22 protein-coding genes are annotated in these 21,488 nt (G+C 67.7%); 10 read left to right on the forward strand and 12 right to left on the reverse strand.

All coding sequences use genetic code 11. From position 1 onward, the window contains the following. The 6 genes from ACN4F8_RS13030 to eat form a co-directional block, all read right to left on the reverse strand. Positions 1-496, reverse strand: a 496-nt coding sequence (locus ACN4F8_RS13030) for a sporulation protein (RefSeq protein ID WP_419473986.1), incomplete at its 3' end; no start/stop codon positions are given. A gap of 14 nt (positions 497-510) precedes the next feature. Continuing rightward, positions 511-2,184, reverse strand: a complete 1,674-nt coding sequence (gene argS / locus ACN4F8_RS13035) for an arginine--tRNA ligase (RefSeq protein WP_419473987.1) — start codon at positions 2,182-2,184, stop codon at positions 511-513. A gap of 30 nt (positions 2,185-2,214) precedes the next feature. Further along, on the reverse strand, positions 2,215-3,123 hold the full coding sequence (locus ACN4F8_RS13040; RefSeq protein ID WP_419473988.1) for an HTH-type transcriptional regulator ArgP: 909 nt from the start codon (positions 3,121-3,123) through the stop codon (positions 2,215-2,217). Positions 3,124-3,164: 41 nt separating this feature from the next. Beyond that, a complete protein-coding gene (eutC, locus tag ACN4F8_RS13045; RefSeq protein ID WP_419473989.1) occupies positions 3,165-3,965 on the reverse strand; it encodes an ethanolamine ammonia-lyase subunit EutC in 801 nt (266 codons plus the stop codon). Continuing rightward, positions 3,962-5,353, reverse strand: a complete 1,392-nt coding sequence (locus tag ACN4F8_RS13050) for an ethanolamine ammonia-lyase subunit EutB (RefSeq protein WP_419473990.1) — start codon at positions 5,351-5,353, stop codon at positions 3,962-3,964. The genes eutC and ACN4F8_RS13050 overlap by 4 nt, the downstream gene beginning before the upstream one ends. Further along, positions 5,350-6,741, reverse strand: coding sequence for an ethanolamine permease (eat, locus tag ACN4F8_RS13055; RefSeq protein ID WP_419473991.1), 1,392 nt, complete (start codon positions 6,739-6,741; stop codon positions 5,350-5,352). Before eat ends, ACN4F8_RS13050 begins: the two co-directional genes overlap by 4 nt. Positions 6,742-6,959: 218 nt before the next feature. Here eat and ACN4F8_RS13060 point away from each other — a divergent pair, with 218 nt between their 5' ends. Beyond that, a complete protein-coding gene (locus ACN4F8_RS13060; RefSeq protein WP_419473992.1) occupies positions 6,960-7,937 on the forward strand; it encodes a helix-turn-helix domain-containing protein in 978 nt (325 codons plus the stop codon). Between the two features lie 98 nt (positions 7,938-8,035). On the opposite strand, the gene ACN4F8_RS13065 is transcribed toward ACN4F8_RS13060, so the two are convergent. After that, complete coding sequence (locus tag ACN4F8_RS13065) at positions 8,036-9,496, reverse strand: cytochrome P450 (RefSeq protein ID WP_419473993.1); 1,461 nt, start codon at positions 9,494-9,496, stop codon at positions 8,036-8,038. Positions 9,497-9,774: 278 nt separating this feature from the next. Between ACN4F8_RS13065 and ACN4F8_RS13070 the strand changes: the two genes are divergently transcribed. From ACN4F8_RS13070 to ACN4F8_RS13085, 4 genes are all read left to right on the forward strand, one after another. Then, positions 9,775-10,404, forward strand: coding sequence for a LysE/ArgO family amino acid transporter (locus ACN4F8_RS13070; RefSeq protein WP_419473994.1), 630 nt, complete (start codon positions 9,775-9,777; stop codon positions 10,402-10,404). A gap of 15 nt (positions 10,405-10,419) precedes the next feature. Continuing rightward, positions 10,420-12,090, forward strand: a complete 1,671-nt coding sequence (locus ACN4F8_RS13075; protein WP_419473995.1) for a flavin monoamine oxidase family protein — start codon at positions 10,420-10,422, stop codon at positions 12,088-12,090. An 89-nt stretch (positions 12,091-12,179) separates the two neighbouring features. After that, positions 12,180-12,992, forward strand: coding sequence for a class A beta-lactamase (gene bla, locus ACN4F8_RS13080; protein ID WP_419474007.1), 813 nt, complete (start codon positions 12,180-12,182; stop codon positions 12,990-12,992). Positions 12,993-12,996: 4 nt separating this feature from the next. After that, entirely contained in the window at positions 12,997-13,788 is a 792-nt protein-coding gene (locus ACN4F8_RS13085; RefSeq protein WP_419473996.1) for a carbon-nitrogen hydrolase family protein, read from the forward strand. On the opposite strand, the gene ACN4F8_RS13090 is transcribed toward ACN4F8_RS13085, so the two are convergent. Beyond that, entirely contained in the window at positions 13,732-14,154 is a 423-nt protein-coding gene (locus tag ACN4F8_RS13090) for a hypothetical protein (protein ID WP_419473997.1), read from the reverse strand. The two genes, ACN4F8_RS13085 and ACN4F8_RS13090, sit on opposite strands and share 57 nt — an antisense overlap. A 275-nt stretch (positions 14,155-14,429) precedes the next feature. On the opposite strand from ACN4F8_RS13090, the gene ACN4F8_RS13095 reads away from it, so the two are divergent. The 5 genes from ACN4F8_RS13095 to ACN4F8_RS13115 are packed head-to-tail and all read left to right on the forward strand — an operon-like array spanning position 14,430 to position 19,513. Continuing rightward, entirely contained in the window at positions 14,430-15,767 is a 1,338-nt protein-coding gene (locus tag ACN4F8_RS13095; RefSeq protein WP_419473998.1) for an NAD(P)/FAD-dependent oxidoreductase, read from the forward strand. Next, positions 15,764-16,765, forward strand: a complete 1,002-nt coding sequence (locus ACN4F8_RS13100; RefSeq protein WP_419473999.1) for a hypothetical protein — start codon at positions 15,764-15,766, stop codon at positions 16,763-16,765. Before ACN4F8_RS13095 ends, ACN4F8_RS13100 begins: the two co-directional genes overlap by 4 nt. Then, a complete protein-coding gene (locus ACN4F8_RS13105; protein ID WP_419474000.1) occupies positions 16,762-17,535 on the forward strand; it encodes a lysophospholipid acyltransferase family protein in 774 nt (257 codons plus the stop codon). The genes ACN4F8_RS13100 and ACN4F8_RS13105 overlap by 4 nt, the downstream gene beginning before the upstream one ends. Beyond that, complete coding sequence (locus tag ACN4F8_RS13110) at positions 17,532-18,293, forward strand: glycosyltransferase family 2 protein (protein ID WP_419474001.1); 762 nt, start codon at positions 17,532-17,534, stop codon at positions 18,291-18,293. Before ACN4F8_RS13105 ends, ACN4F8_RS13110 begins: the two co-directional genes overlap by 4 nt. A 5-nt stretch (positions 18,294-18,298) precedes the next feature. Next, entirely contained in the window at positions 18,299-19,513 is a 1,215-nt protein-coding gene (locus ACN4F8_RS13115; RefSeq protein WP_419474002.1) for a cation:proton antiporter, read from the forward strand. Positions 19,514-19,537: 24 nt separating this feature from the next. Here ACN4F8_RS13115 and ACN4F8_RS13120 read toward each other — a convergent pair whose 3' ends face one another. Genes ACN4F8_RS13120 through ACN4F8_RS13135 form a run of 4 tightly spaced genes read right to left on the reverse strand, consistent with a single transcriptional unit; the run spans position 19,538 to position 21,348 of the window. Beyond that, the gene (locus tag ACN4F8_RS13120; RefSeq protein ID WP_419474003.1) at positions 19,538-19,996 is read right to left on the reverse strand and encodes a hypothetical protein; all 459 of its coding nucleotides are present in this window, start codon (positions 19,994-19,996) and stop codon (positions 19,538-19,540) included. Beyond that, positions 19,993-20,712 carry a 3-oxoacyl-ACP reductase FabG gene (gene fabG, locus ACN4F8_RS13125; RefSeq protein ID WP_419474004.1) on the reverse strand — a complete coding sequence of 240 codons (720 nt, stop codon included), beginning with the start codon at positions 20,710-20,712 and terminating at the stop codon, positions 19,993-19,995. The genes ACN4F8_RS13120 and fabG overlap by 4 nt, the downstream gene beginning before the upstream one ends. Before the next feature lie 13 nt (positions 20,713-20,725). After that, a complete protein-coding gene (locus ACN4F8_RS13130; protein WP_419474005.1) occupies positions 20,726-21,169 on the reverse strand; it encodes a hydroxymyristoyl-ACP dehydratase in 444 nt (147 codons plus the stop codon). Next, positions 21,166-21,348: a hypothetical protein gene (locus ACN4F8_RS13135; protein WP_419474006.1), complete on the reverse strand. Its 183-nt coding sequence runs from the start codon at positions 21,346-21,348 to the stop codon at positions 21,166-21,168. The genes ACN4F8_RS13130 and ACN4F8_RS13135 overlap by 4 nt, the downstream gene beginning before the upstream one ends. Positions 21,349-21,488: the final 140 nt, after the last annotated feature.

The raw sequence follows: 21,488 nt of genomic DNA on the forward strand, positions 1-21,488 counted from the left end.
CGCGCTGGGCTTCGGCGTCCTCGGGCGAGCGGTAGGCGCCGGCCTGCACGAAATACATGAACGGATCGGCACCGGGCGCGGGTGCTGCAGCAGGCGCGCCCGGTGCCGGGGCGCCGATGCGGGACTGCGCAAGATCACCCAGCGGATCGGCCGCCGGCTTGCTCGCGGCGGCGGGCACCGGTGGCAAATTTTTCCCATCGGCTGGCGGCACCACGATGGCGCCCGCCGCTTCAGGAGCGGGTGCTGCCGCCGGGGCTGGCGGCGCTGCGGACTCACCGTTGAGCACCTTGTTGGGGTTCCAGCCCTTGTTGCGCTCGGCTTCCAGCGCGTCCTGGCCGGCGTTGCGCGAGACGTTGCGGTCGACAAACGGGATCGGCACGCGGGTGACGTAAACCGCCACCGCCAAAGCAAGGCCCAACCCCACCAGCAGGCCCACGACGAAGCCGATCAAGGTGCCGCCGAGCGAGCTCCGGGATTGCACAGTTTTCTTTTTCATTGCTTGTTTCGCCATCACATTTTTTGTGGGGCACTCACGCCCAGCACAGCCAGACCATTGTGCAGCACCTGTGCGGTGGCTTTCACCAGCGCCAGTCGCGCTTTTTTCACCGCCTCGTCATCCACCAGGATGCGCTCGGCGTCGTAGTAGCTGTGGTAACTCGCGGCCAGCTCACGCAAGTAAAAGGTCACGTCGTGCGGCGCGAGGTCGCGCGCTGCGTCGGCCAGCATGGCGGGGTACTTGGCCAGCAGCAGCATGAGGGCCTGGGCCGGCGCGCTGCCCAGGGCGGACAGGTCGGCGTCTTTCAGCGTGGCGGTGTCGCCGCCCCAGCTGGTGAGCACCGAGCAGATGCGCGCGTGCGCGTACTGCACGTAGTAGACCGGGTTGTCGTTGTTCTTCTGCACCGCCAGGTCCACGTCGAAGGTGTATTCGGTGTCGGGCTTGCGGCTGAGCAGAAAGAAGCGCACCGCGTCCTTGCTGGTCCATTCGATCAGGTCGCGCAGCGTCACATAGCTGCCGGCGCGCTTGCTGATCTTGACCTCTTCGCCGCCCTTGACCACGCGCACCATGGTGTGCAGCACGTAGTCGGGGTAGCCCTGCGGGATGCCCACGTTGGCCGCCTGCAGGCCGGCGCGCACGCGGGCAATGGTGCCGTGGTGGTCGGTGCCCTGGATGTTGATGACCTTGGTGAAGCCGCGCTCCCACTTGCTGATGTGGTACGCCACGTCGGGCACGAAGTAGGTGAACGAGCCGTCGGACTTGCGCATCACGCGGTCCTTGTCGTCGCCGTAGTCGGTGCTCTTGAGCCAGAGCGCGCCGTCCTGCTCGTAGGTCTTGCCGGCCTCAACCAGCTTCTGCACCGTGGCTTCAACCCGCCCGCTGGTGTACAGGCTGGATTCGAGGTAGTAGTGGTCGAACTTCACCGCGAAGGCCTGCAGGTCCAGGTCCTGCTCGTGGCGCAGGTAGGCCACGGCGAACTGGCGCATGCCATCCAGATCGTTGATGTCGCCGCTGGCGGTGAACGCGCGGTCGTCGGCCGTCACGGTTTTCTTCGCCAGGAAATCGGCCGCGATGTCGGCGATGTAGGCGCCGTTGTAGGCGTTCTCGGGCCACCGCGGATCGCCCGGCTTGAAGCCCTGCGCGCGCAGGTGGGTGGAGGTGCCCAGCGTGGCGATCTGCACGCCCGCGTCGTTGTAATAGAACTCGCGGTGCACGCTCCAGCCCTGGGTCTGGAACAGGCTGCAGATCGCGTCGCCCAGCGCGGCCTGGCGGCCATGGCCCACGTGCAGCGGACCGGTGGGGTTGGCCGATACAAACTCCACCATGAGCTTCTGGCCGTTGGGCTCGGCAATGCCGAAGCGCGCGCCCGAGGCCAGCACCTCGCGCACGATCTGCTGCTTGGCCGACGGTTTGAGCCGGATGTTGATGAAGCCGGGACCGGCGATGTCGATGTCGGACACCCAAAGCGCGTATTCGGGGCGGGCCAGCAGGGCGGCGCGAAGGGTCTCGGCGAGTTGGCGCGGGTTGAGCTTGAGCGGTTTGGCCAGCTGCATGGCCGCGGTGCTGGCGAAATCGCCGTGCGCAGCCACCTTGGGCGACTCGAAGGCCGCGCGCGCGGCAGCGCCGGGCAAAAGTGTGTCGAGCTCGGCGGCGAGGCCATCGAGCAGTTCCTGTTTGATCTTGAGCATGGGCTGAATTTTAGGCGGCGGGCCTCGGCCTCACGGCGGCACGGGCCGCAGGTGCTTGTGCGCCGCCTCCTTCACCGCCGCCGTGAGCCGCTGCGCCGAGAGCGACTCGTGTGCCCAGTGCTGCCAGTACAGCACCACGTCCACCGTGGCGTCGGGCAGGATTTCCTGCAGGCCGGGGCGGGCCGCCAGGTGCTGCTCGGGCACCATGCCCCAGCCCAGGCCGAGTTCGATCGCGGTCTCGAAGGCTTCCACGGCGGGGGCGAAATGGCGCGGGTAGTTGGGCTGGCGCAGGCCGAAGTGCTGCAGCAGAAACGTGTCCTGCAGCGCGTCCTTGCGGTTGAAGATCACCGCCGGCTGTGCCAGCAGCTTGTGCACCGACACCGCGCCGCGCGGCGTGCGGCAGCGCTGCGCCACCGCCGGTGAGGCCACGCAGCGGTAACGCATGACGCCCAGCGGCTCGGCCACGCAGCCGCGCATGGCGGTGGTGAGCGTGGTCACGCAGCCGGTCACGTCGCCGCTTTTCAGTGCGTCGTGGGTGTGGTCCTGGTCGTCGATCAGGATCTCCAGCAACAGGTGGTGGCGCTGCAGCAAGGCAGCCACGCCGGGCAGAAACCAGCTGGCCACCGAGTCGGCGTTGATGGCCACGCCCAGGCTTTGCCAGCGCACACCGCCCCGGGGCGGCGCGCCGCCCTGCAAGCCGTCGAGCAGGTCGGCCTCCATGAGCCGCACCTGTTTCACATGGCCCAGCAGCGCCTGGCCGGCCGGCGTGGCGCGCACCTGTTTGCCGCGCACCAGCAGGCGCTGGCCCAGCGTGTCTTCGAGCGACTTGATGCGCAGCGAGACAGCGGCGAGCGTGATGGACAAGGACTTGGCGGCGGGGCCGAAGCCGCCGTGTTCGATCACGGCGTTGAGGGCTTCGAGTTGGCGGGCGTCGAGCATGGCGCTTGAGGAAAACTCAACCCGATGGGGTTTGGTCAGCTTCAGTTTAAGCCGGGCGCACTCCTGTCGGGGCTGGGCAGGCCGGTGAGTGGCAGGCCGCTGTGGTCCTTGAGCCCCACACCGCTGAGCCCCAGGCGGCGGCTCTCGCCGAGCAACCAGGCCAGGCGGCGCGCGGCGGTGTCGAGGTCCTGCCCGGCCGGGCGCACGTTGGAAATGCAGTTGCGCTGCGCGTCGCTGCAGCCCACGCGCGGCGCGTGCGTGAGGTAAATGCCCACGCTGTCGGGCGAACTCAGCCCCGGGCGTTCACCCACCACCATGGCCACCGCGGCGGCGCCCAGGCGCTCGCCCACCTCGTCGGCCACGGCCACACGCGCCTCGCGCACCACCACCAGCGGGCCCAGTCGCAATGCCGGGACAAACGCCGATGACAGCGCGCGGCGGATCGCGCCCAGCAGCGCCGCGCCGTGTTGTTGAATGCCCAGCGCCGAGAGGCCGTCGCCCAGCACCAGCACCAGATCGGGGCTCTCGGCAGCGGCTGCGCCAAGCCGCTCCACGCTGGCCGCGTCCAGCCGCCGACCGAGGTCGGGGCGCAGCAGGTATTCGTGGCGGTCGCGCGCCTGGCTGTGCAGCAGCAGCGGCGCGGGCCAACCCTGTTGCTGCAGGTCGGCACTCAAGCTGTCGGTGTCCAGCGGCAGGTGGATGGCGTCGCGTGCTTGCGCGTGGGCCAGTGCAAAGTCGAGCAGCTCGCGCGTGGGCAGGCTCACGCCGGTGCGCCCCAGCGCGATGCGCGCCGTGGTGTGCTGGCGCAGGTGGGCCCAGGGGTCGCGCGCGGGGGTGGTCATGCGGTGGGTGATGTCCAGAGGAGCTGCGGCAGCGCGGGCTGGCTGGGCGCGGGCAACAACTGGCCTTGCGCGCCGGTGACGCCCACGCGCTGCAACCAGGCTTCGAACTCGGGCGCGCGCTTGAGGCCGAGCATCTCGCGCAGCACCAGCGCGTCGTGGAACGAGGTGCTCTGGTAGTTCAGCATGATGTCGTCGGCACCGGGCACGCCGATCAAAAAATTGAGCCCCGCGGTGGCCAGCAGCACCATGAGGTTGTCCATGTCGTCGCTGTCGGCTTCGGCGTGGTTGGTGTAGCAGATGTCGCAGCCCATGGGCAGGCCCAGCAGCTTGCCGCAGAAGTGGTCTTCGAGCCCCGCGCGGGTGATCTGTTTGCCGTCAAACAAATACTCGGGTCCGATGAAGCCGACCACGGTGTTGACCAGCAGCGGCCGGTAACGCCGCGCCACCGCGTAGGCGCGTGCCTCGCAGGTTTGCTGGTCCACGCCATGGTGGGCGTTGGCCGAGAGTGCACTGCCCTGCCCGGTTTCGAAGTACATCGCGTTGTGGCCCACCGTGCCGCGCCCCAGCGCCTGCGCCATGGCATGGGCTTCATCGAGCAGCGCCAGATCAATACCGAACGAGCTGTTGGCCGCCTGCGTGCCGGCGATGGACTGGAACACCAGGTCCACCGGCGCGCCGTGCGCCATGGCCTGCATGCTGTTGGTCACGTGGGTGAGGACGCAGGTTTGCGTGGGGATCTCGCCGCGCGCCAGCACATCGGCCAGCACGTGGTTCAGGCGCACCAGGTCGGGCACGCTGTCGGACACCGGGTTGATGCCCACCACCGCGTCGCCTGCGCCGTGCATCAGGCCGTCGATCATGCTGGCCACGATGCCGGCCGGGTCGTCGGTCGGGTGGTTGGGCTGCAGGCGCACCGAGAGGTGGCCGCGCAGGCCCTGCGTGTTGCGAAAGCGCGTGACCACCTCGCAGCGCTTGGCCACCAGCATCAGGTCCTGGTTGCGCATGAGCTTGCTCACCGCGGCCACCATCTCGGGCGTGAGGCCCGGCGCCAACGCGTGCAGCACCTCGGGTGTGGCCTGGGCCGAGAGCAGCCAGTCGCGAAACCCGCCCACGGTGAGCGAGGCCACGGGCGAGAAGGCCAGCGCGTTGTGGCTGTCGATGATGAGCCGTGTGACTTCGTCGTCTTCGTAAGGAATGAGCGCTTCGCTGAGGAAGGCGGACAGGGGCACGTCGGCCAGCACCCAGCGCGCGGCCACCCGCTCTTGCTCGGTGGCGGCGGCCACGCCGGCCAGGCAGTCGCCCGAGCGCAGCGGCGTGGCCTTGGCCATCACCTCGCGCAAGCTGGCGAACCGGTGGGTGCGACCTCCCAGCGTGGCGCTCAGGTTCATTCCACCGTGCCGAGCATGGCGTCCAGCGGCGCTGCGTCGCGCTGTCCGCTGGTGAGATAGAAGTACAGGTAGGCCAGCGCCATCAACCCCAGGAACAAGGCCGTGACCATAGCGTTGAAGTACACCACCGCCGCCAGGCAGACCACGCCGCAGACCAGCGCGATGGCCGGGAACAGCGGGTAGAACGGCGCGCGGTAGGGGCGGTCCAGCGATGGCTCGCTCAGGCGCAGCTTGAACAGCGAGGCCATGGAGACGATGTACATCACCAGCGCGCCGAGCACGGCCATGGTGACGATGTTGGCGGTGAGCGGCAGGCCGCCGAAGGTGACCCACTGGTCGCTGAACACCGCGATCACACCCACCACGCCGCCGCCAATGAGCGCGCGCACCGGCGTCTTGAAACGCGGATGCACCACGGCAAAGTAAGCCGGCAGATAACCGGCACGGGCCAGCGCAAACATCTGGCGAGAGTACCCCAGGATGATCCCGTGGAAGGAGGCGACCAACCCGAACAGACCGATCCAGATCAGCATGTGCAGCCAGCCGCTGGATTCACCCACCACCATCTTCATGGCCTGGGGCAGCGGGTCGTTGATGTTGGAGAGCTTGCTCCAGTCGCCCACGCCGCCGGCCATGATCATCACCAGGAAAGCCAGCACCACCAGCGTGAGGATGCCGGTGATGTAAGCGATGGGAATGGTGCGGCGCGGGTCCTTGGCTTCTTCGGCCGCCATGGCCGCGCCTTCGATGGCGAGGAAAAACCAGATGGCGAACGGGATGGAGGCAAAGATGCCCGCCCAGGTGCCCATGGTGAAGGTGTCGGACCCGGCCCAGCCGTTGGCGGTGAAGTTGGCCAGCGACCAGCCCGGCGCCACCACGCCGGCAAACACCAGCAGTTCACCCACCGCCAGCAAGGTCACCACCAGCTCGAACATGGCGGCAATGCCCACGCCCAGCGCGTTGAGGGTGATGAAGATCACATACGCACCCAAGGCCGCCATCTTGGGGTCAAGCGAGGGGAACTGCAGCCCCAGGTAGGCGCCGATGGCCAGCGAAATGGCCGGGGGTGCGAAGACGAATTCCACCAGCGTGGCGTAGCCCGCAATGAAACCGCCGGTAGGCCCGAAGGCGCGCCGTGCGTAGGCAAACGGCCCGCCCGCATGCGGAATGGAGGTGGAGAGTTCGGTGAAGCTGAAGATGAAGGTGGTGTACATCAGCGCCACGAAACTCGTGGCCACCAGGAAACCCAGCGTGCCGGCGCTGGCCCAGCCGTAGCTCCAGCCAAAGTACTCGCCCGAGATCACCAGGCCCACAGCAATGCCCCACAGGGAGAAAGCGCCCAGCACGGGTTTGAGGTCCCGCGATACCAGCTTGTGTGTTGTTGACATGTTGTTGCTCGCATCAAGGATGGTTGACGCCCGAAACGGCTCGGGCAGCCCCCGGCATCTTGTGCAATCCGGCGCGCCCGGCGGTATCCCGTTTGGGCAAGCGGCGCGGCGGTGGCGGCATTTTTTCCGATTCGGGATAGCGCACCGCCACGGGGCGTGCGGTGGCATGAAACTTGATGTACAAGACCGCTTGAACCACCGCCCGGAAGGAGCCAGCCATGTTGGTGCAGCCAGACGCTGCCACTGCCTGCTTTCGCGTCAAGCGCACGCAGGACGTGGACATCCACGCCAGCAACCTCGCGTCGTGGGATCAACACTACGAACAGACCTCGCCTGGCCACTTCAGTGGCGAGGTGCGCGAACTGACCGACCACGGCCTGCAGGTGTTCGAAGAGGTCGCCACCTGCGCCACCAGCCAGCGCTGCCGCCCCTGGCCGGGCGGCGTGTGGGTGGGTCTGGCGGTGCCCGAAGCCGACCAGGGCCTGCGCTTCATGGGCCGCCCCTCGCACGGGCTGCAGCTCATGCTCGCCGGGGGCGAAGAACCGTTTGACCTGCAGGTGCCCGCCGGCCACGGCCTCTACGGCATGGTGCTCGACAAGGAACAGCTCGCACGCCACGTGCAGGCCCTGCACCAGCAACCCTGGCCCGAGCACTGGGCCGGCGCACCGCGCGTGCAGGCCCTCACCGCGCTGCAGCGGTATCGGCTGGCCGGCATGGTGCGCGAGGTGCTGCGCTGCCTGCAGGAACAGCCCGAAGCCCTGCACCACGAAGCCAGCCGGCGCACGCTGCGCGAGGCCCTGCTCAACGTGTTGTGTGACGTGGTGATGCCGCAGACCCTGAGCGAAGCCGTGAACCCGCGCCAGCTGCGCCGCCAGGAGCTGGTGCGCAAGGTGCGCGAGCTGGTGTTCGAGCACCCGGAACAACCCCTGAGCGTGGCCGAGCTGTGCACCCGCCTGCATGTGACACGCCGCACCCTGCAAAACGGCTTTCAGGAAACCCTGGGCACCAGCCCCGCCACCTACCTGCGCACCGTGCGGCTCAACGCCGTGCGCCGCGCGCTGCGCGAACAGCCGCCCCACTCATCCACGATTGCCGACACGGCAGCGCGCTGGGGCTTCTGGCACATGGGCCATTTTTCGCAGGACTACAAGGCGCTGTTTGGGGAGACGCCTTCGCGCACACGGCAGCTGGCCTGAACGCTGGACCGATGGAACCAGCGGTTTCAAGCCCGCCGCCTTTGAAAGCCGTGTGAGTCTGGCGCCGCCTTGCACGCGCCATCGATTCACCCACCGACTCAGACCGCAGCGGCACGTTCGCGCAGCCGCAGGCGCAAGCCTACCGGGCTCATCGTGAATTGCAGTTGCTCACGCGCCGCTGCGCCGTCGGGTGTGTCGACACCCAGCACCTCGAAGCGCTGCAGCAGCATGGCGATGCAAACTTTCATTTCCAGCAGGGCCAGATAGCGGCCGGGGCACACCCGCGGGCCGGCGCCGAAGGGCATTGAAACGCGCTTGGCCGAGCTGGCTGCCTGCGCGGGGCCACCGTCGCCCAGCCAGCGCTCCGGGCGGAACGATGCCGCACCGGCAAAGTGGGCATCGTCCAGGCTGGCGTGGCGCATCACCGCCCAGACCAGGGTGCCGCGCGGGACAGCCACGTCCCCGACCACGGTGTCGTGCTCCAGCTGCAGCCCGAGGAAGGGCGCCACAGGCTTCAGGCGCATGGTCTCGTGCGCACAGGCCTCCACATAGTCGAGGCGGCCGAGCCCCTCGTGGCTGAGCTCGCCGCGAGCACCAAACTCGCCCAGCACCTCGGCGCGCGCGCGCGCCAGCGCCTCGGGGTGGCGGTGCAGAAAATAGATCATCCAGGCCAGGGTGTTGGCGGTGGTGTCTTCGCCGGCGAGCAGCATGGTCAACACGTTGCCGGCGACATCGGCATCGTCAAGGCCGCTGCCGTCCGCTTCTGAAGCGACCAGCATGGCGTCGAGCAGGTTGGCGGGCTTGGCGCGTCGCTCAGGCTCGGCCAGAAGCCGGGCGCGGCTCTGGGCGATGAAGCCGGCGATCGCCAACTGGACCGCCGCCACGCTCTGATCGAGTCGCCGGTCGGCCGGTCGCTTGACCCAGCGCCAGATGGGCAGCGGCGCCATCACGCGGTTGAAGAGCGCCGGGAAGATCTTGTCCAGGTGCGCCTGGATGACCTCGGCATCCGACTCCAGCGTGTTGACTTCTGCGCCGAAGGCCAGCCCGGCAATCGCATCGACCGTGAAGCGCATCAGGTCGGGCTGCAGGGGAATCGCCTGCCCTTGCGCAGCAGCCTTGCTCCAGCGACCTTGCAGACGCGTTGCCACGCGCTGCAACGCTGGAAAATATTCGCGCACGTGGGCAGGATCGAAACCTGCCATCACCATGCGCCGCTGACGCTTCCAGGCCTCGCCCTCTGCAACGAAGACGCCCACCGGCAACCCCATCTCGATCCAGATGCGCTCGAGTTTGGCGCCGCGGCGCACACCAGCGGGCCGGTCCCGCATCAGCGTCGACAGCGCCTCCGGGTCGGCCACGCCAATGAAACGGCGATCGCCAATGCGAAAACGGAAGTATGGGCCGTACTGTCTGGCCCAGGCTTCGACGCTGAGGTGCATGGCACTGCGATCGACCTGGTGCAGGTTGCCGATGATCGGCAGCGCGCGGGGTCCGGGCAAATCGGCCAGACGGCGCTGGGCGACGGGCAGGCCGTGGGTCGGGGAAGCGCGCTGGTCCATCGGTGATGGCCTTTTGATTTGGTGGGATGCGAAGCATTATTGGACGCGCTTTGGCCGCGTGCAAGTTTGATCGCCATGACAGCACAAGGCGCGACATCGAGCAGTCGCGGCGCCCCGGACAGAGAGCTGAACGCAACGCACTCACCCATTCATTCAACAATTTATTGATCAAACATAGTTTTGATTGATTCGATTTAATTCATAGCTCCAGACAGGCACACTCCACCCCATTCACCCGCACCCCGAGCGGGCACCTTTGGTTTCCGGAGCCCTTCGTCATGACCCTCGCTTTCCCCACCTTCACCGCCGGCATGGTGCTGAGCATTTCGCTGATCATGGCCATCGGCCCGCAAAACGCGCATGTGCTGCGCATGGGTCTGCAGCGCCAGCACCTGTGGCTCACGGTGGCGGTGTGCGCGGTGGCCGACATTGCGCTGATCTCGCTCGGCGTGCTGGGCCTGGCCCAGCTCGGCGGCCTGTCGGACAAGCTCATGGGCGCCATGGTCGGCGCTGGCGTGCTGTTCCTCTCGGTCTATGGCTGGCAGGCGTTTCAGCGTTTTCTGCATCCAAGCACGCTCGCCATGGAAGGGAGTGACACCCTGGTGGCCGAGCCGGTGTCGCGCCGCCAGGCGGTGTTGTCGGCGCTGGCCTTTTCGTGGCTCAACCCGCACGCCTGGCTCGACACCGCCGTGCTCATTGGCACCGCCTCGCTGGCCTACGGCCAGGGCAGCACGGTGTTTGGCTTGGGCGCGGCGGCGGGTTCGGTGGTGTGGTTCCTGGGCTTGGGCGTGGCCGCCTTCTGGCTGGGCCGCCGGCTGAATTCGTTGCACGTGTGGCGTGCGCTGGACGGCATGGTTGCGCTCATGATGTGGGGCACGGCGCTCTGGTTGCTGAGCAGCCTGGCCTGAACCCTGGAGGTCTCCATGTCCCTGCGCAGCACTGACGCGCCCGTCACCGTTTTCGGCCCAGATTTTCCCTTTGCCTTCGACGACTGGATCGCCCACCCGCAGGGCCTGGGCGAGCTACCGCCCGAGCGCCTGGGGCAAGAGGTGGCGATCGTGGGCGCCGGCATGGCGGGCATGGTGGCGGCTTACGAGCTGATGAAGCTGGGCTTGAAGCCTGTGCTGTACGAGGCCTCGCGCATGGGCGGGCGGCTGCGTTCGCAGGCCTTCGAGGGTGGGCAAGGCGTGGTGGCCGAGCTGGGCGGCATGCGCTTCCCGGCCTCGGGCACGGCCTTCTTTCACTACGTGAACCGGCTGGGCTTGCAGACCCGCCCCTTCCCCAACCCGCTCACGCCCGCCGCGGGCTGCACCGTGATCGATCTGGAAGGGCAGACGCAGTGGGCACGCACGCTGGCCGATCTGCCGCCGCTGTTCAGTGAAGTGGCCGAGGCCTGGGCGCAGGCGCTCGAAGCAGGCGCGGGTTTCACCGGTCTGCAGCAGGCGCTGCGCGAGCGCGACATTCCACGCCTCAAAGCCCTGTGGGACCAGCTCGTTCCGCTCTGGGACGACCGCACCTTCTACGACTTCGTTGCCACGTCCGACGCCTTCGCCAAGCTCTCCTTCCACCACCGCGAGGTGTTCGGCCAGGTCGGCTTCGGCACCGGCGGCTGGGACTCGGACTTTCCCAACTCCATGCTGGAAATCCTGCGTGTGGTGCTCACGGGTTGTGACGAGAACCAGCACCTGATTGTGGGTGGCGTGCAGCAGGTGCCGCTGGGTCTGTGGCAACACGCACCGGCCGCCAGCGAGATGCGCCACTGGCCCGCCGGCACCACGCTGGCCAGCCTGCACTCTGGTGCACCGCGTGCCGGCGTGACCGCACTCAAACGCGCGGCGGGCAACCAGCTCGCCGTCACCGACACCTGGGGCAACACCCACACCTACCCCGCCGTGCTCACCACCTGTCAGAGCTGGCTGCTGACCACGCAGATCGCGGTGGAGGAGTCGCTGTTTTCGCAGAAGCACTGGATGGCGCTGGACCGCACGCGTTACATGCAATCGTCCAAGACCTTCGTGATGGTGGACCGCCCGTTCTGGAACGACCTGAAAGCGAACGGCTGGCCGACCCTGGGCATGACGCTCACCGACCGGCTCACGCGCGGCACCTACTTGTTTGACAACGGGCCCGACCAACCCGGCGTGATCTGCCTGAGCTACGCCTGGATGGGCGACGCGCTCAAGATGCTGCCGCACGGCACGAAGAAGCGAGTGCAGCTCGCCCTGTCGGCACTGGCCAAGATCTACCCCGACGTGGACATTGCCAGCCACATCATCGGCGACCCCATCAGCGTCTCGTGGGAAGCCGACCCGCATTTTCTGGGCGCGTTCAAGGGCGCGCTGCCCGGCCACTACCGCTACAACCACCGCATGTACAGCCACTTCATGCAGGACGGTTTTGCACCCGCCGAACGCGGCATCTTCATCGCGGGCGACGACGTGTCGTTCACGCCGGCGTGGGTCGAGGGCGCAGTGCAGACCTCGCTCAATGCGGTGTGGGGCATCGTCAAGCACCTGGGCGGCAAGACGTTTGCAGCCAACCCCGGGCCGGGTGATGTGTTCGCCGAACTGGGGCCGATGTCGCTGCCGGACTGAGCCCCGATACAGTCCAGCCCACGATGCAACGACGCCACTTCTCAACCGCCACCGCGCTGGCCCTCGCCAGCCCTTCTGCGCTCTGGTCCATGCACGCTCAAGCCGCGTCCAGCCTGCCAGCCCAGCTGCAGCAACTGGAGGCTACCGCCCAGGGCCGCCTGGGTGTGACCATCCTCGACACCGCCACCGGTCAAGTCCACGGCCACCGGATGGATGAGCGCTTCATGATGCTCAGCTCCTTCAAGCTGCTGGCCAGCGCACTCGTGCTCGCGCGGGTGGACCGGGGCCTGGAATCGCTGGAGCGGCGCATCACCTACGCCAAGACCGACCTCGTGACCTACTCGCCCGTGACCGAACGTTTCGCCGGCACCACCGAGGGCATGAGCCTGGGCGGTCTGTGCGAGGCCACCATCACCACCAGCGACAACAGCGCGGCCAACTTCATTCTGGACAGCTATGGCGGCCCGGCAGCGCTCACGCGTTTTGCGCGCGAACTGGGCGACGACACCACGCGCCTGGACCGCCGCGAGACCGAGCTCAACACCGGCACCGCCGCTGCGTTGCTCGACACCACCACACCGCGCGCCATGGCGCTCGCGATGCAGAAGCTGCTGCTCGGCAACGCACTCTCCGCCGCGTCGCGTCAGCTGCTGCAGCAGTGGCTGGTGGACAACACCACCGGCGACAAACGCTTGCGCGCCGGCCTGCCCACCGGCTGGCGGGTGGGCGACAAGACCGGCACCAACCAGACCGACGCCAACGACATCGGCATCGCCTGGCCCACCAACGGCCGAGCGCCACTGATCATCACCGCCTACCTCGCCGAGAGCACCGCCAGCAGCGCGGTGAAAGAGGCCACACTGGCGGGTGTGGCCCGGCTGGCGGCCGGTCTCGTGGGCTGAACCCATGCCCACAGACACCCTCACCCTCGCACTCTGGCAGTGCCCCTACGCGGCCAGCACCGCCGAAGCGCTTGCAAGGCTTGATGCCACCGCAGCGCAGGCCCGCGCACAAGGTGCCGCGCTGCTGGTGTGCCCCGAGATGTCGCTCACCGGTTACCAGATCGGCGCGGCTGCGGTGGCCGCACTCGCCGAGCCAGCCGACGGCCCGCTGGCGCAAGCGGTGGCCACCATCGCGCAGCGCCACCGCATTGCCATCGTGTATGGCTACCCCGAACACAACACCGGCGGCCAGCCATACAACGCCGTGCAATTCATCGGCGCCGACGGCCAGCGCATCGCGAACTACCGCAAGACCCACCTCTTCGGCGACATCGACCGCGCGCAGTTCAGCCCCGGCCCGCAAGCGCCCGCAGTGTTTGACTGGAACGGCTGGCGCCTGGGTCTGCTGGTTTGTTACGACATCGAATTCCCCGAGCCCGCACGCGCCCTGGCGCTGCAAGGCGTGGACGCGGTGCTGGTGCCCACCGCCAACATGGTCGATTTCGACGAAGTGCAGCGCGTGCTGCTGCCCGCGCGCGCACTGGAAAACCGCGTGTTCGTGGCCTACGCCAACGCCTGTGGGCACGAAGGCGGCACCACCTACGGCGGGCTGAGCACCGTGTGCGCGCCGATGGGTGAGGTGCAGGTGCAGGCGGGGCGCAACGAACAACGGGTGCTGTGCACGCTGACACGCTCTGCGCTACACGCCGCGCGCGCCACCAGTCAGTTGCCCAACCGTCGCAGCGATTTGACTTGAACACAAAAAGCGAGCCTCCAGACATGGCAAGGCCTGCGGGACGCAGCGCGGGCACGGGAAATTCCGGCCCAGCAACCGGCCCTTCTCCGCGCTTAGAAACCAGCCGCGCAGGTGGCCAGCCCAGGAAAAGCCATTGAACACACCGGACGTGTTCGTCAGATAGGCGCCGTTCACGTCGGAGAGCACATCTGCGCAGGTGCCCGGCGCGACCACCGAGGTGGCGTGGATGCCGAAGGTCATGCGGCCCGAGCTGGAGTTTGCCCGCAGCTTGCCGTAGACGCTGGGGCTGTCGATGGTGTTGTCGTTGATGGGAAGACCGAGGAAAGGCATGTGCAGCGGCGAACGGCCACCCTGCCGGTTGTTCAATTCGATCCTGTGGCGTCTTTGTCAATCGTGATGGTCTGCAGCAGATCCCCACAACGCACGAGAACGGAGGTGTTGGCCGCACAGGGGAGGGCCGCAGATGCCTCGCCATGCGCCAGCAACAAACAAGCCGCAACGCGGACAACGCAAACAAACGCGGGGCAGCATGGCGCACGCGCGGCGAGCCGGCCGCTTCACACGAGCCCGCTACAATTTTCAACCGTCCACTGCCCCAACCCCCTGTGCCTGCCTGAGCAGGCGCCGAAGGTGCACCCCACATGAACAACGACCAACAGGGACCCGAACGTCTGGCGTGCGACGTTCTGGTGATCGGCGGCGGGCCCGCCGGCTCCACCGTCTCGCCATTGCTGGCCGAGAAGGGCCACCGCGTGGTGCTGCTGGAAAAAGCACACCACCCGCGCTTTCACATCGGCGAATCGCTGTTGCCGGCCAACCTGCCCTTGCTCGAACGCCTGGGTGTGGCCGACGCGGTGCGGGCCATCGGGCAGTACAAACCGGGCGCTGAATTTGTATCGCCCCACCACGCGCACACGCAGACCTTCGAATTCGCCGACGCGTGGGACAAGTCCATGCCGTTTGCGTACCAGGTCAAGCGCGCCGAGTTCGACGAGATCCTGATCCGCAACGCACAGCGCAAGGGTGTGGACGTGCACGAGGGTTGCAAGGCGCGCTCGGTGGAGTTCCTGCCCGACGGCGGGGTGCGCGTGCACGCCGAACACGACGACGGTCGCACCACCGTGTGGGACGCAAAGTTTCTGGTGGACGCCTCGGGGCGCGACACCTTTCTGGCATCGCGCTTCAAGATCAAGGAGCGCAACCCGCGCCACAACAGCGCGGCGGTGTTTGTCCACTTTGCCAACGCGCGCCGCAACGAGGGCGAGGCCGCGGGCAACATCACCATCTTCTGGTTCGACCACGGCTGGTTCTGGTTCATCCCGCTGAGCGACGGCACCACCAGCGTGGGCATGGTCACCTGGCCGTACCACATGAAAACCCGTGCCGGGCGCACGGTGGAGCAGTTCCTGATGGACAACATCGCCACCTGCGTGGGCCTGGCCGAGCGCCTGAAAGACGCGCACCTGGTGACGCCGGTGGAGGCCACAGGCAACTTCTCTTACGCCGCGCAGCGCAACCACGGCAACAACTACCTGATGCTGGGCGACGCCTACACCTTCATCGACCCGGTGTTCTCATCGGGTGTGTGGCTGGCCATGAGCGGCGGCGAGATCGGTGCGCAAACCATCGACACCTGTCTGCGCCACCCCGAGCAGGCGCGCGCCGCGCTCCAGCGTTTTGACCGCCAGAGCCGCCACGGCCCCAAGGCCTTTTCGTGGTTCATCTACCGCGTGACGAATCCCATCATGCGGGACTTCTTCATGGGGCCGCGCAACATCTTCCGCGTGAAAGAGGCGCTGCTGTCCACGCTGGCGGGCGACGTGTACGGCGGCGCGCCCATCGGGCGTTCGCTGCTCGCGTTCAAGGCCCTGTACTTCGCGGCCAACATCACGCAGCCCCGCCGCGCCTTCGCAGCCTGGCGCAACCGCCGCGCCAACATCCGGTCGGTGGACGACGCGGCCCTGGCCCAGACGCCGTGACGCTGCTGCACACGGCATGGCCCGCACCGGGCGCCCCCGGCACGGTGTTGGGCGGCGTGGCCATCGGTGAGCTTTTCAAAACGCCCGATGCGGGCTGGCCGCTGCAGCGCCTGCGCGCGCCCTTGCTGTCTGCGAGCGCGGCTTTTCTGCAAGAGGTCTGGCACACCAGCAACCCGGTGACATCGGGCCACAGCGACGGCATCCACTGGCGGCGCAACGTCGATGTGTTGTACGGCGTGATCGAACTGCCCGAAGACGCCTGCGCCGCCACCGGCGACACCTCGCCCCTGCAAGCGGCCAGCCAGCTCGTTTACGAGCGCGTGTTCGGTCTGCTGCGCACGCAAGGCCTGCCCCACCTGTGGCGCGTGTGGAACTACCTGGCCGACATCAATGGCGAGTCGCACGGGCTGGAGCGCTACCGCCAGTTCAACCAGGGCCGCCACACCGCCTTTGTGCAGGCGCAGCGCGACACCGGTGGCCAGGTGCCCGCGGCGTGCGCCATCGGTGTGGCGGCCGGTCCGCTGTCGGTCGCGTTTCTGGCCGGCACCTCGCCGCTGGTGCCGCTGGAGAACCCGCGCCAGGTGAGCGCCTGGAACTACCCGGCGCAATACGGGCCACGCGCGCCCACGTTTTCACGCGCAGCGCTGGCCTGTCCGCGCGGGCAAGAGGTGCTGTTTGTCTCGGGCACGGCGAGCATCGTGGGGCACGAGACCCTGCACGCGGGTGATGTGGCTGCGCAGTGCGTGGAGTCCGTGCGCAACATCGAGTGCATGGTGCAAGAGGCCAACCGCGTGGCGCGCTCGGGCCGGCCGTTTTCGCTGGAAGGCCTGAGCCACCGCGTGTATGTGCGGCACGCGACCGATGCCGACGCCGTGCAGCACGCACTGGCGCCCCTGCTGCGCGGCGCGCCGGTGGTGTGCGTGCAGGCCGACATCTGCCGGGCCGATCTGCTGGTGGAAGTCGAGTCCCAGGCGATCCACCCGATGCCTGCTGCATGAACACGGTGGACCGCCCCCGCTCGCTGCTGTGGGGCGTGTACGAACACCTCGCCATGGTGGTGGGCCTGCTGGCGCTGGCCGTGGTGTGCCTGAGCTGGTCGCCGCTGGCGCTGGTGTTGCACCGGCTGCTGCCCGGGCCGCTGGGCCGCTGGCTGGGGCGCCAGGCCATCATGCGCGGCTTTCGCCTCTACGTGGGCGTGTTGCGCACGCTGTGCGCCTGCCGCTTCGACCTCGGCGCACTCGACGCGCTGCGCGACCAGGGGCCCATGGTCATCGCAGCCAACCACCCTTCCTTGCTCGACGCGGTGCTCATCACCTCGCGACTGCCCAACGCGGTCTGCCTCATGAAGAGCAGCCTGATGGACAACCCGCTGTTTGGTGCGGGCGCGCGCATGGCGCGCTACGTGCGCAACGACAACCTGCTGAGCGCGGTGCTGAGCTGCCGGCGCGAACTTCACCAGGGCGCGCAGCTCGTGATCTTTCCCGAAGGCACGCGCACACTCGGCTATCCGGGCAACGTGCTCAACCCGCTGTCGCGCTCCACCGCGCTGATCGCCACCCGCGCGGGCGTGCCGGTGCAGACCGTGATCATCGAGTTCTCCAGCCCCTACCTGGGCAAGGGCTGGCCGCTGTGGCGCAAGCCCTCACTGCCGCTGACCTGTCGCGTGCGCCTGGGCCGGCGCTTCGATCCACCGCGCGACGCGCGCGCCTTCACCACCGAACTCGAAGCGCACTTTCGCGCCGAACTCGCCCCACCGCCCCCGCCATGACCGCACCCAGCACCACCCACCTGGTCCTCATGCCCAGCTACAACCCCGGCCGCAAGGTGCTGGCCACGGTGCGCGCCGCGCGCGCGCAGTGGACGCCGGTGTGGGTGGTGGTGGACGGCAGCACCGACGGCTCGGCCGAGTGGCTGCAAGCCGAGACCGCACAAGACCCCGGCCTGCGGGTGATCGTGTTGCCGCAGAACCAGGGCAAGGGCTCGGCCGTGCTGCACGGCATCACACTGGCGGCGCAGGCCGGCTTCACGCACGCGCTCACCATGGACTCCGACGGCCAGCACCCGGAGACGCTGATCCCCGACTTCATGGTGGCCTCACAGTCCACGCCCGCCGCCATGGTGCTGGGCAAGCCGGTGTTTGGCCCCGAGGCGCCCGCGCTGCGCGTGAACGGACGCAAGGTCTCCAACGCCTGGGCCAACCTGGAAACGCTGGGCATGGGCATTGGTGATTCACTCTACGGTTTTCGCGTCTACCCCATCGCGCCGCTCATGCGCGTGATGCACGGCACCCGCTTCATGCGCCGCTTCGACTTCGATCCCGAGGCCGTGGTGCGCCTGTGCTGGGCCGGCGTGCGGCCGATCAACCTCGACGCGCCGGTGCGCTACTTCTCGGCGCAAGAAGGCGGCGTGTCGCACTTCAAATACCTGCGCGACAACGTGCTGCTCACCTGGATGCACACGCGACTGTTCATCGGTTTTGTGCTGCGCCTGCCGCTGCTGCTGTGGCGGCGCCTGTTCTCGTCCTGAATCTCATGAACACCACCGAAATTTTTCTGATCGCCATGGCGGTCATCTTCACCGTGCCCTGGTTGATCTGGCGCCTGGGCCGCACCGACTACTGGGCGCCACTGGTGGTGGTGCAGATCATCACCGGCATCCTGCTCGGCCCTGGCGTGCTGGGCCAGGCATGGCCCGAGGCCTACCGCTTCGTCTTCAACCCCGCGGTGATCCAGTCGCTGAGCGGCATTGCCTGGTGGGCGGTGATGCTGTTCGTGATGATCGCCGGTGTGGAGCTCGACCTGCGCCAGGCCTGGAAACACCGCTTTGAGAGCAGTATCACCGCCGGCCTGGCGCTGGGCACGCCGCTGTTGCTGGGCTGCGCCGCCGCGCTGGTGCTGCTGGGCCAATCCGGCTGGGTCGGTAGCGCCGCGCGGCCCTGGCAGTTTGTGCTGGGCGTGGGCATGGCCTGCGCCGTCACCGCCCTGCCCATCCTCATCCTGCTCATGGAAAAGCTGCAGGTGCTGCGCCAGCCGCTGGGCCAGCGCATCCTGCGCTACGCCAGCCTGGACGACATCGCCATCTGGGGCGTGCTCGCGCTCATCCTCATGGACTGGCAACGCGTGGGCAAACAGGCCACCTTTCTGGTGGCCTTTGTGGTGCTGAGCTGGGCCTTCCGCCACCTGATGCGCCGCCTGCCCGAAGCCGACCGCTGGGCCTTGAGCCTGGTCTGGCTCGCGCTGTGTGCCTTTGGCGCCGACTGGTCGGGCCTGCACTACATGGTGGGCGCGTTCCTCGCCGGTGTGGTCATGGACGCCGAGTGGTTTGACCAGGAGAAGCTCGACCAGCTGCGCCACCACGTGCTGCTGGTGCTCATGCCGGTGTTCTTTCTCTCCACCGGCCTGCGCACCGAATGGGCCGTGGGCGGCGCGGCGGTGTTCGGCGCAGCGGCGCTGCTGCTGGTGGCGTCTGTGGCCGGCAAGCTGCTCGGCGTGCACGCCGCCGGCCGCTGGCTGAAATGGCCCCCGGGCGAAGCGTCCGTCATCGGCTGGCTGCTGCAGACCAAGGCGCTGATCATGATCATCTTCGCCAACATCCTGCTGGACAAACAGGTGATCACCAACGAGACGTTCACTGCCCTGCTGCTGATGGCGGTGGCCAGCACCATGCTGACGGTGCCGATGGTGGCGCCGCGGCTGCGCCTGGCGAGCAGCACACAACCCGAAACAGTCAGGTCATCGCTCTGCTGATCGAGATCGTCTGCCCGGGGCACATCAAGCCGATTTGCGAACCGGGTCGGGCTTGAATGAATGATCTGGCTTTTGCCACGAGGCCAACGTGCCGACGAACAACAACAAGCCCATGAGGCCAATGGGCCACAAGAACTGCCGCCAGGCAGCGGCGTCTGGCCAAGAAAATGCCGTGTATGTGATGGCGGCAATGCCCACCGCCAGGGAGCCGCACACGGTCCAACGCAAAAGTGGGTGAGCCACCAGTGCGGGCAGGTTGAGACCCACTCGCAGCCCCCAGCCCACCAAACCAACAAGGCCTCCGGCGCCCACCGCCAGCATCCAGCTGGTTTTCGGGGACAGTGCCACGAGGACGCCAAAAAGTCCCAGGAAAGCAATCGCCAGCAGCCCCATGAGCGCGGCCACCACACGGGTGACCGGATGGTCAACAAAGTCAGCAAGCAGTTTCAACATATGCGCCAGACAACGGGGTCGCGTCTTCACGCCATCCCGCCGTTGATGGAGATCACCTGCCCACTCACATAAGCCGCCTTGTCGGAGGCGAGGAACGCCACCAGCTCCGCCACCTCGTCCGCCCGCCCCGCGCGCTGCATCGGCACCAGGCGTTTGATGGCTTCGGCGTCGAAGGCGCCTTCGATCATGTCGGTTTCGATGATGCCGGGCGCGACGGCGTTGACGGTGATGCCGCGGCTGGCGAGTTCCAGGGCGAGGGACTTGCTGGCGGCGTGCAGCGCGCCCTTGGCGGCGGCGTAGTTCACCTGGCCGCGGTTGCCCATGACGCCGGCAATCGACGAGATGGAGATGATGCGGCCCCAGCGGGTGCGGATCATCGGCATGGTGAGCGGCTGCGTCACGTTGTAGAAGCCGTTGAGCGACACGTCGAGCACGCGGTCCCACTGTTCGCCGCTCATGCCGGGGAACACGGCGTCGTCGTGGATGCCGGCGTTGTTCACCAGGATCTGCACGGCACCCACCTCGACCAGGGCCGCGAGCGCGGCGGCGGTGGCGGCGCGGTCGGTCACATCGAATGCCACGGCTTCGGCGCTGCCGCCGGCTTCGCAAATGGCTTGTGCGGTGGCCTGGGCTTTGTCGAGTGCGCGGTGCGCGTGCACGATGACGTGGTGGCCGTCGGCGGCCAGGCGCTGGCAGATCGCCGCGCCGATGCCGCCGCTGCCGCCGGTGACGAGGGCTCGTTTCATGGGGTGTCCTTGTTCAAAGCAGGTCGGCGTCGAGCACCACGGCCGCGCGCCCTTCGAGCAGGCAGTGTTCGCCGTGGTGGAGCGTGAAGCGGTAGAGCACGTGGTTGGTGTCGCCTGACAAACGCTCGGCGCGCACGCTCAGCGGCCCAGGCAGGTCGTCGAGCCGCTCGGCGTGCAGGGTGACGCTGCGCACGCTGGTGAGGTAACCCTGGCGCGGTGCGGCATCGGTGCCGGCCACCAGCGCGCCGTGCACCGCCATGGCCTGCGCCGCGTATTCGATGCCGTTGGCAGCACCCAGTCGGCCGGCGGCGCGCAGCGGGTGCGCGGGGTCGGTGTGGCTCAGCGAGTGGCAGACGATGTGATCGGCCGACCAGTCGGCCACCGCGTCGAGCAGGCACATGCTGCCCTGGTGCGGGATGCGCGCGGCGATCCAGGCGTGGTCCAGCTCAACGTTCATGTCGGCTCGATGTTCACGGCCAATTGCAGCCCGGGCAAATACTCCAGACACACCTCGCCCGCCCCACCCAACGCCAGCAGTTCCAGCAGTGGCAGCACGCGCAACGCGGGGATGGCTGCGCGCAGCGCTTCCAGCGTGGGCTGCTGCAGTGGCAGCGCAGGCGCTGCGGTGGTCTGCACGGTGATGCGCCGTGGTGAGATACATATTCAAGCCGGAGCAGGGGACGTTGCTGATTCTGTTCCAGAAAAACAAAGGGATGAAACCAACAAAAAAGCATTAGCACTAAAAAAAGCGGTAGAAATGGCCTGTACTGGCTTGC

It is taken from the genome of Hydrogenophaga sp., from assembly GCF_048549895.1.
Taxonomy (GTDB): Bacteria; Pseudomonadota; Gammaproteobacteria; order Burkholderiales; family Burkholderiaceae_C; genus Hydrogenophaga.